Source organism: Actinotignum inguinis (genome assembly GCF_051265835.1).
Taxonomy (GTDB): domain Bacteria; phylum Actinomycetota; class Actinomycetes; order Actinomycetales; family Actinomycetaceae; genus Actinotignum; species Actinotignum timonense.
Genome location: NZ_JBOZDP010000034.1, coordinates 1 through 10,005, shown reverse-complemented (window position 1 = coordinate 10,005; position 10,005 = coordinate 1). Strand labels below are relative to the sequence as shown.

General features: G+C 60.9%; 4 protein-coding genes and 1 tRNA gene. 1 reads left to right on the top strand and 4 read right to left on the bottom strand.

Features of this window, described 5'->3' with window-relative positions; translation table 11 throughout:
• Nucleotides 1-753: 753 nt before the first annotated feature.
• Together ACRQFC_RS09080 and ACRQFC_RS09075 are read right to left on the bottom strand one after the other, a co-directional pair.
• A tRNA-Ser gene (locus ACRQFC_RS09080) sits at nt 754-841 on the bottom strand.
• Between the two features lie 57 nt (nt 842-898).
• Entirely contained in the window at nt 899-1,459 is a 561-nt protein-coding gene (locus tag ACRQFC_RS09075; RefSeq protein ID WP_284889966.1) for a GNAT family N-acetyltransferase, read from the bottom strand.
• A gap of 478 nt (nt 1,460-1,937) precedes the next feature.
• Here ACRQFC_RS09075 and ACRQFC_RS09070 point away from each other — a divergent pair, with 478 nt between their 5' ends.
• A complete protein-coding gene (locus ACRQFC_RS09070) occupies nt 1,938-3,164 on the top strand; it encodes a sialidase family protein (protein WP_435722867.1) in 1,227 nt (408 codons plus the stop codon).
• Between the two features lie 225 nt (nt 3,165-3,389).
• Here the strand turns inward: ACRQFC_RS09070 and ACRQFC_RS09065 are convergent, their stop codons facing one another.
• Nucleotides 3,390-8,714, bottom strand: a complete 5,325-nt coding sequence (locus ACRQFC_RS09065; RefSeq protein ID WP_284897169.1) for an exo-alpha-sialidase — start codon at nt 8,712-8,714, stop codon at nt 3,390-3,392.
• Nucleotides 8,715-9,043: 329 nt separating this feature from the next.
• Nucleotides 9,044-9,925, bottom strand: a complete 882-nt coding sequence (locus tag ACRQFC_RS09060) for an Abi family protein (RefSeq protein WP_435734674.1) — start codon at nt 9,923-9,925, stop codon at nt 9,044-9,046.
• Nucleotides 9,926-10,005 lie beyond the last annotated feature (80 nt).

Here is a 10,005-nt window from a genome sequence, read left to right as displayed (position 1 = left end):
TGGACCGATCTACACAACGGGGCTAAATGGAACCAAACCTACTAAACCGTAACCAACACATTTTGTCCTATAAGCCTAAAGGTGCCTCGGAGAGTGGTGGAAACGAGACTTGGTGAGACTTGGATGTGTTCTCGCCGGAGAAGTCTGGGCTCGGCTCGCTAATTCGTACATTTTCGGGCATGTATGACTGCCTCATCACGTGCGCGTTGTACGATTTTGATCCGAATTTGCGCGGCAGCTGTTTTTACTAGCTCTGGATCCGTAATAAGCCGTTCGGGATCAATGTCGGCGTCGCTTTCAATTTCGGCAAGTAGTTCGTCGTCCGTCCTCATTGTTATAAGCCTTTCCGTTCGAGAAACTTGCGCTCGACAGCCAGTGTTGGGTAGCCGGGGGTGGGTAAAAAGTAGGAGCCAGCTATCCCCTCGGTGGGGGAAGAGGATCCCTGACCCTCTTTTCGCCGGCATCTCAATACTATCAGCGTGTAAATCTATCTCGCAGTCCCGAACGGAGGCGCTGTTCGTCAAATCGCCCCTTTTATTTTCGTCGCGTACCCCGGTTTGGGGGTACAAATCTCCACCCCTTGGGTTGTACCCCCAAAAGTACCCCCGGAGTACCCGTAAGTACCCCTAAAGGCCGGTCAAGAGTGGCTACGGGGGAGTGCTCCAAGTCTCGTCATTCCCCGATTTTTCCGCGTCCTACCAACAAAAACTAGGTCCTCAAGCCGATTCCTCGACCTGAGAGCTAGATCACATGCGGAGAGTAAGGGATTCGAACCCTTGGTGCGGGGTCGCCGCACAACGGTTTTCAAGACCGTCTCATTCGGCCGCTCTGACAACTCTCCAGGCAGCGCCGCCCACGCGGGCTGCAAAAGGCTAGTTTAGCGTAGTTTCGCGCGCTGCTACACCAGTGGCGCAGCTGCTTCGAGCACAGCCCCAAACTCACCCACCGGCGTGAACTCCGGCAGCAGGATGCGCTCCATGAGGTGCGCATCCATATCCGCCGAGTGGTTACCGGAATGGGTCATGCCGGTGTCCTCAAAGCCTTGGCGAGCGTAGAAGCCGCGCAGCGGCCCCACGCAGTCCAGGCGCACCCGGTCGTAGCCGTAGGTGACGGCCAGTTGGGCCATTGCGGCCAGGATCGCCCGCCCGGCGCCCTTCGCCGCAACGGCCGGATTGGCCATGAGGGTGTGCAGGTAGAGGGCGGGCATATCGTCGAACCAGATGAGCGGGTCGGAATGCAGGGCCCGCACGGCGGCGGTGATGGTGCCATCGGCCGCGCGCAAAGCCCAGAATTCGCCGGCGTCTACCTGCTCGGCGATTTTCCACACCGGCAGCGAGCCGAGGGGCCATTGGCTGTTACCGGCGGCGGCCATAGTTTCTTCGATGGTGCGGCGGATGGTGGCGAGGGTGGGGATGTCCTCACGCGTGCACCGGGTCAGGCGAGTCAGTTGAGTGGTCATGAGAATCGTCGTCCTCCGCAACTCGGTCCCACAGGGGAAATTCGGTCAGGAATTAGCCAGCGCTTGGTATGTATCAGGCAAACATGCGCTGCTGTTAGGTTGGGTTGGGGGTGGCGTCGTCGTACTGGACGAAACACCGGGGGTGTCACGCGGTCATGGGCCGCTGAACCTCAGCGTAAAACAAGAAAAGTCTTCAGTGCAAGCTCTAGTAACGGTCAAGAATCGGTATCGTTGCTGTACGCGAACAGCTCGAAACGCGGGTGGTACCTCCCGGCCTCGCTTGCTGCACACAGGATTTTACACAGCGCGGCGGCCCTGTCAAAACGTGGTGTGCACCACCGGCACGTGCCTCCGTTTCAAGAAGGGCGACGACGCCGCGCCTACCGCCCACCAGCCCCGTTATCCCGCGGAAAAGTACGTGGCAGCAGCCCGGCGCCGGGCAGCGGCATTAAGTCTGACAACCACATAGGATGGTGCCATGACTTCTCTACATAAGGACCCGCACAATGATCGTGCGCAGGCCACCGCGCCCAGCGCTGGCGCCGCGGCTGGCTGTTCGGCCCGCGCGCTCGTCACCCGTACCGCCGACCGTGATTTCCGCATCCCGGCCGTGCTGCATCGGGATAACCAGCTGACCGTTTTCTTCGATGAACGCCCGCATCCGAGCGGGGATTTTGACTGGGAAAACCTGGGCGGGGCCATGGCCGCCGACCTGCCCAATCCCAACCGGATTTGCTATATCACCGCTGAGCTTCCCGCCGATGCCGGGGCGAGCGCAGCGGACTCGGAAGCGCCTGCCGCCGGCACGCCGCTGCGCGCGCAGGACCTCGACTTTTCCGCGCCGCGCCCGGTTCCGGGAACACCGGCGGTGTGCGGGGATCCCTGCGTGGCCGGTGCGCCCGCGAGCAGCGCTACCGGCGCGGAGGCCGCAGCGCCAACCGCCGCCGGGAGCGATGCCGGGAGCGATGCCGGGAGCGATGCCGGAAACTCTGATGGGAACGACGCCGGCATTACCTTGGCCTATGCCGCCTCGGAAGAAATCGGCTACTTCGGCTCGCGCTTTGACGGGCCGCGCCTGGAAGCTTGGATTGCCTGGGGAACTAGCCTCGACTCCCTGACCCATACCCGGGTGGACGACGAGCTGTATAGCGAGCTGCGCTGCGATGGCCTCTTCGCCACCTCCGGCTCCACCCCGCTGCTGGGCGATACCGCGCTCCTGCCGTATGTCACGAACCGCGGCGGGGAAGCCGTGATCTACGTGGTGCACGTGCGCGCGGGCCGGATTGTGGCGATTTCCGAGCCAATCCGCCCGGTCGGCACCCCCGGCCTGGACGAAACTACCCTCGAGGTGAGCGGCGGCGAGGTCATCGCGAATATCCGCCTCCAGGGCCGCGGCGGGCGCGTGGTGGCGCGCTCGAGCGACGGCCTGACCTGGTCCGCGCCGCAGCCCCTCAGCCTCCCCGATCCGGGATGCAATGCCAAGCTCATCACCTGCGGAGATGACACCGTCCTCATCCACCCGCATTCGGATACCGCCCGGGAGAACGGCGCTATTGTCGACGACGCCGGACGCCTACTCCGCTCCCTGGGCCCGGGCGAATTCGGTTACTCGGACGCGGTGTGGCTCTCGGATAGCCTCGCCGTCGTTTTTGAACGCGAGAATTCGCTCTACCTCGACCTTATCCCGGGCAGCGAGCTGCGCTAACTAAGCCGGGAACGTACCCGCGCGGCACGCCACGCAACGGGGCCGGGTGAGCTGGAAATCCAGCCCACCCGGCCCCGGTTTGTATCTCGCTTCTCGCGCCGCGAGGTGCTTCTCGGCGCGAGGCGCTACGTAATGCGAAGGTGCTGCATCACCGCGACGCTATGTCAGCGAGATGAGGTGTTATCTCAATGAGATGAGGTGGCCTCTCCGCGAAGCGGGAAGCGCTTAGCGCCGCACGCCAGGCGTGTCGATGCCGTCGCCATCCCAGTCGCCGATGATGAGCTGGTCGCCGGGCTTGCCGTAGGCGACGCTCATCACGGTATTGCCCTGCGCATCGGCGGTGTAGATGACGTTGCCGCGGCGCACCCCAACGGTGTCCACGCCGTCGCCATCCCAATCACCCACGATGACCTCATCGCCCACGCGGCCGAAGCTGAAGACAGCGTCCGCGTTTCCGGATTCAAGGGAGTTCTTCACGAAGAACTGGTTGCCGCGCACCGCCGCGAAGGTCGCGACGCCGTCGCCATCCCAATCACCGGAGATGAGGGTATCGCTAGCCTTGCCGTAAGCGATAACGCTATCGGCATTGCCGCTGGTCAGCGAGTTCTTCACGAACACCTTATTGCCGCGGATAACCGCGAAGGTGGACTTGCCGTCGCCATTCCAGTCACCCACCGCGACCTTGTCGCCGGCCTTGCCGTAGGAGAATACGGTGTCGGCATTGCCGCCGCCCAGGGAGTTCTTCACGAAGAACTGGTTGCCGCGGCGCACCGCCACGGACTTGCGGCCGTCTCCGGTCCAATCGCCCACGAGGAGTTCGTCGCCGGCGCGCCCATAGGAGAAGACGAGATCAGCAACTGTGGATGTCCACGAGTTCGAGAGGAAGTTGGAGTTCCCGTTGGATTCGGGAACCGCGGGTTCGCTGGGCTCCGGAGCCGGATCCTCGGTGCCCGGAGTCGGTTCGGGCGAGGGTGCCGGCTTATCGGGCGTCGGATCCGGCTTGGGGCTCGGATCGGGAGTACCCGGGGTGGGATCGGTACCCGGCGTCGGCTCAGTACCCGGCGTCGGCTCCTCGGTACCGGGCGTGGGGCTGGGCTCGGGGCTCGGCTCCACGCAGGTATCGGAAACTTCCGTCATCTTGTACACCGCGATTTCCGCGGCGGAGGCCAGGGAATCGGCGGTGCGCCCGTAGGTGCCGGTAATGCGCAGGCGCAGGAACTTAGTGTCCTTGGCATCCACGAAGAAGGTTGCCGGCTCCGGCGAATTCTCGAAGGTGCCTTCGGCAATCTTCACCGCGCTCTCAGCATCCTTACCGGCCCACAGTTCCGCGGTGCGGATGCGGCCGTTATCCCCGCCGGCGCTGCGCGGATGCACATCCACGCGGCCGATATTCTCAGCCTGGGGCAGGGCCAGATCAATATCCAGCGGCAGTGTGATCGTGGAGCTCCACGGGCTGTGCCAAATGGTGTTGAGATCGCCGTCGAAGAGGTTATCGGTGCCGTTATCCTCCCGGGCGGTTTCCGCCGCCACCTCGTTAGCGAGCTTCACGCCCGGCACGTAGACCGGCCGCGATTCGCATTCGCGGTTGATGAGGGTGACCTCGGCAAAGCCATTGGCCGCCACCTTGTCACCGGAGGTAATGCGGAACGGGACGGTCTGGTTACCGTCGCCGGCCAGCACCTTCGCACCGATGGTCACCGGCACCTGCACAACGCGGGTTTCCCCGGCCTTGAGGGTGCCCAGCTCCACCGCTTCAGCTTCCCAACCGGCGGGCAGCTCACCGGGGGTGGCCACCACGCCAGCAAGATCCTCGCTGCCCATATTGGTTACCGACAGCGGAATCGTGGACTTACCGCGATACACCTTGGCGTTCTCCGCGGGGACCGCGGAAACGGGCAGGGAGTTCAGCCAATCCAGGGTGAAATGCGCGTAGAGCATGTCATTGTTATCGCCCTCGTAGAAGATGCCATACCGGCCATCATCCATGGCCCACATCGTGGAGTACGACATGGCACCTTGCTTGAACTGCTTACCAACTGACCACGTGCGTCCGTCGTCGTACGAAATACGCACGAGGCCGTTCGAACGCGAGGTCGCGGACGACGAAGAATAAAGCAAAATCTTCGCCTGTGCGCTGCCTTCCGGTGCGTTCGGGAACGCGCGGATAATCGAGGCGTTATTGCGCGGGTCGGGCAGCTGCCATTCGACCTGCATCGGGGTGTAGGTCTGGCCGCCGTCCTTCGAGAAGGCGACCTTGCGGGCCATAATGCCATCCGAGGAACGCGAGTTGAGCATGACGGTGCCGTCGGAGAGCTCCACGACCTTGTTCTCGTCCATATTGCCGTACACGGGTGCGCCCGGGGTCCAGGTGGCGCCGTTGTCATCCGAGTAGACGGAGACGGCGGCGTAGCCCTTGCCGTTCGGCATGGTCATCGTGAACTGCTGGATGAGGCGGCCCTTATGCGGGCCGTACTTGAGCTGGATACCAGCGCCGGAGGCCGCGAAGCGGGAGCGGATATTCTCATCGAAGGTGATGTCCTTAGTGATGAGGCGCGGCTTGGACCAGGTCTGGCCGTTGTCATCGGAGTAGACCACCTGCGCGTGCAGGGCCCGCCGGTTATCCGGATCGGTGCCGGGCTGGGAATCCTGGAAACGCACATCGTAAGAGAACACCGAGAAGAGGAAAATACGGCCGGTTTCTTCATTCACCACGAAGGAAGGATCGGAGAAGCCGTACTTATCGGTATCGCGAATATGCCCCTTGCCCTGCAGGATTTCCTCGGGTGCCGTCCACGACTTTCCGTTGTCCTTGGAAATGCGGAGAGTGATGTGGTTCGGGTTGGGGGAGTCCATGCAGGAATCCGGGCGGCCGTCATAAGCCGCGAGGATCCAGCCGTTATTCGCCTGGGCGAGAGCCGGGATGCGGTAGCAGTAGTTGTCCTTATCCCCGGCGCGCGCCAGGCGCACGGTTTCCATATCCCCGCGTTCGGTGGGGATGGTGGCCGGGTCAGGCCGCTTACCAATCTCCTCGTTGATCACCTTGATGGCGGGCAGCTCCGCGCGGATATTATCCTGAAGCACCCGCATGCCCTCGCGATCCTCCGTGGCACGGAACACCACGTAGGGGGTGAAGCTACCGCGCTCGGCATCTTCCGCGGTCACCTTGTAGGTGATGGTATCGCAGCCCTTGGTATCCCCGGCCGCCAGATTACCCCAGCGGCAATTCGGGGTGCCGGTGGTCAGGAAGCGGTTGAGGTTGGACTGGTACGGGAATGCCGTGATCGTGCGCTCCGAAGTGTTCGTGTAAGAGACGCGGAAGGTCAGTTCCTGGCCGATGCGCAGCGGTTCCCCGCCGTCATCGGTGCGCGTGAAGTCCACGGTCATGTACTGCTGCGGCGCGGGGGTTTCCCCTTCGCGTTCCTCCAGCCGGGCGATCGCGCTGGCGTTCACCCCGACCTTGCCTTCCACATTCACAACGAAGTCGAGCCCGATATCGTCGTCGTACGCGACAGCGCTATCGCCGATGGTGACCGGAATCGCGACCGTGCGCGTTTCACCGGCCTCCAGCTTTCCGATCTGTACCGGCTCAGCGGACCACCCGCGCGGCAGCCACAGCGGCGCCATAACCGGATTTTCGATGGCGGCGGTTCCCAGGTTGGAGACGCTGATCTTCACCTTCGCTTCACCGCGGTTGACCACCACGCGTTCAGGAGTGGTGGAGAGCGGTACCGAATTCAGCCAATCGAAGCCAAAGTGGGCGTAGAGCATGTCATTGTTATCGCCCTCGAAGAAGATGCCGTAACGGCCATCCTTCATCGCCCACATGGTGGAGTAGGCCATAGCACCCTTCTTGAAGAGCTTGCCCACCGACCAGCTTTCGCCGTCGTCGTAAGAAACACGGATGAGGCCGTTTTCGCGACCGTCCGGGGACGAGGACGAGTAAAGCAGAATCTTCGCCTTATCGCTGCCCTGGGGCGCGTTCGGGAAGGCGCGGATAATCGAGGCGTTGTTATGCGGATCGGGTAGCTGCCAATCGACCTGCATGGGGCTGTAGGTTGCCCCGCCGTCCGTGGAATACGCAATCTTGCGGGCCCACACATTATCCGAGGAACGCGAGTTGAGCATGAGAGTGCCGTCGGACAGTTCCACGACCTTGTTCTCGTCCATATTGCCGTACACGGGTGCGCCCGGGGTCCAGGTTTCACCGTTGTTATCCGAGTACACGGAGACCGCCGCGTAACCGCGGTTATTCGGCATAGTCATGGTGAATTGCTGAACCAGGCGACCCTTGTGCTCGCCGTACTTGAGCTGGATACCAGCGCCCGAAGCGGCGAAGCGGGAACGAATGCCCTTATCGAAAGTGATGTCGTTCGTGATGATGCGCGGCTGGGACCAGGTCTCGCCATTGTCATCGGAGTAGACGACCTGCGCGTGCAACACATTGCGATCATTGGGATCGGTGCCGGGGCGCGAATCCTGGAAACGCTTGTCATAAGAGAAGACGGAGAAAAGGAAAATACGGCCGGTTTCCTCATTCACCACGAAGGACGGATCGGAATACCCGTACTTATCGCGGCTGTAAAGCGTGCCCTTGCCCTGGAGGACTTCCTTCGGCTCGGTCCACGATTTCCCGTTGTCCTTGGAGATACGCAGGGTGATGTGGTTCGGGTTGGGGGAGTCCATGCAGGATCCGGGGCGGCCGTCGTAAGCGGCCAAGATCCAGCCGTTATTCGCTTGCGCGAGGGCCGGGATGCGGTAGCAGTAGTCTTCCTTATCGCCCGCGCGTGCCAGGCGCACGGTTTCCATATCCCCCCGTTCGGTGGGGATGGTTGCCGGGTCCGGTTCCTTTGGAGCCTGCTCATTAATGAGGGTCACCGGGGTGAGTTCCTGGCGGATGCCCTCCTGGAGGACCTTTGTGCCGTTGCGATCTTCGGTGGCGCGGAATTCCACGAAGGGGGTGAAGGTGCCGGTCGCTGCATCTTCGGCTGTCACCGTGTAGGTAACCTTCGTGCAGCCTTTGGTTTCGCCGGGTTTGAGATTGGCCCAGCGGCAATTCGGTGTTCCATTGGTGAGAACACCCTTGAGATTCGACTGGTAGGGGAACGCCGTGATGTTTTGCTTCGAGTGGTTCGTGTAGGTAATTGCGAACGTCATCTTTTGACCGATGCGGAGCGGGTCTCCGTTGTCATCGGTGCGTTTAAAGGTGATCGACATGTAGTTCGCGGCGTCCGCGGTATTTTCGGCCTCCGAAGCCTCGGTGCTCTCGGCTGCTCTTTCAGTAGTCTCGGCGGCTCTATTAGTAGGTTCAGTTGAGCTTTCGCTGTTTTCTGGCGTGCTCTCCGCGGCGAGAGCGCTTGACGTGCCTGATTCTAATTCGTCAGCAGTGAGGGCCGGCTGCGCAGTCTCGAGGACTTCCGCTGCCTGAGGTTCGGGCTGCGGGGGCGTTTCCCCCGGGCTGGCCCACGCTGTCAACGGCGTGACCGTGAGAGCAACCGTGGCCGACAGTGCCACGAATGCACTCCACCCACGCCGGGCGCGAGGAGTTGACATTGTGCTGTTACCTTTCTGGCAGACATCATCGTCTCGTCTGACGCTATTGTCAGACACCAACGCAAATAGCACAGCACCTCCGCGCTTGGAAAGTTATTGTCAGACAATAATGCCCAGTGGAACAGCGTTCCGGTCACATAAAGCAGTGTTTCGAGCGCACGGAACGTCGTTGTGCTCATGCTGTGGAACGTCGTTTGGTCGCGCGAAACATCGTTTCAGTACGGGTCGCGGCCGAGGTGGGTCCATTTCTCTGAGTGTTCTATAGGCATGTTTCGGTACGACGGCGCAGCTCAGTCGGCGCGTACTTTTTCTAGAGGGTACCGCTCTGATTACAGCGATTCGAACGAACCCGCAGGTAGTCCCAGACTGGCGGGTCGTACCAGGGGGTTAGTCAAAAAAGCGCTCTTGATGTGCTGGGCAATCTTGTCGGGCCAAGCCGTTCCGGGCGAAGTAACGCGAAGCAAATGTGCCATCACTGTCAGCACGCCGAAGACCTTTTCGCTTTGGCCTTCGGGAAGCGACCCGAATTCAGACAGGGTCCGTAATGCTGCGGTCGGCGCTGGGACGAAGGATTTATTCCACAGACGTCCGTGATGAGCGCAGATATTACGAACCACAGTTAGTTGCTCCAGCCAACGCATCAGAGGTGGTTGTGTTTTCGCTTTTCGTTGCTGGTTTTTCGATAAGTTTTCAAGGGCAACGTCAATGTTCAACTCTCTGGAAATTTCACGTTGTTCCTTGGCGGGAAGGCCTTCAAATAGTCGTGAAATATCCGCAAAATCGAGTATTTCAGCTAGGACCCAGAAGGGGTACTTTCCGTCGTACTCGTCGCGGTAATGTTTGATTGCTTCATTGTTTTGCCCGACTCTGGCAACCCGTTTCTGTACTGTTGCCATCCATTTTTCATGGTTGAAAGATGGGCGAAAGTGGCTAGGGTTGGTATATCCTAAGGGGTCGTCTACGCATAGCACTTCTCCGATGCGAGTACGCATTGTAATCTCAATGCGTTCCATGCCGTCGTGGACAAGTGTGCGGAGTTTTCTATCTGCCTCATAAAGCTCAACTGCGGCCAGAAACGTGGTGCCTGGTGCAAAGATGTCGCGGCGGTGTCCGTTGGGCATGAGGATACGAGCCGGATACCAATATGCCGACAGTCGGTAGTAGCTCACATTGGTTAACCATTGCCGAGCTAAAGCGGCATCGACATCCATGCCGGAGAGTGTCTAATGGTTTGTGTGTGAGGGTGAAAACCACCTAGGAGATAAACCAGAATGACTACCGTGAAACAAGA

Coding starts and splice junctions, on each gene's coding strand:
- ACRQFC_RS09065 (WP_284897169.1), bottom strand. CDS start 8,714: ATGTCAACTCCTCGCGCCCGGCGTGGGTGGAGTGCATTCGTGGCACTG.
- ACRQFC_RS09075 (WP_284889966.1), bottom strand. CDS start 1,459: ATGACCACTCAACTGACTCGCCTGACCCGGTGCACGCGTGAGGACATC.
- ACRQFC_RS09070 (WP_435722867.1), top strand. CDS start 1,938: ATGACTTCTCTACATAAGGACCCGCACAATGATCGTGCGCAGGCCACC.
- ACRQFC_RS09060 (WP_435734674.1), bottom strand. CDS start 9,925: ATGGATGTCGATGCCGCTTTAGCTCGGCAATGGTTAACCAATGTGAGC.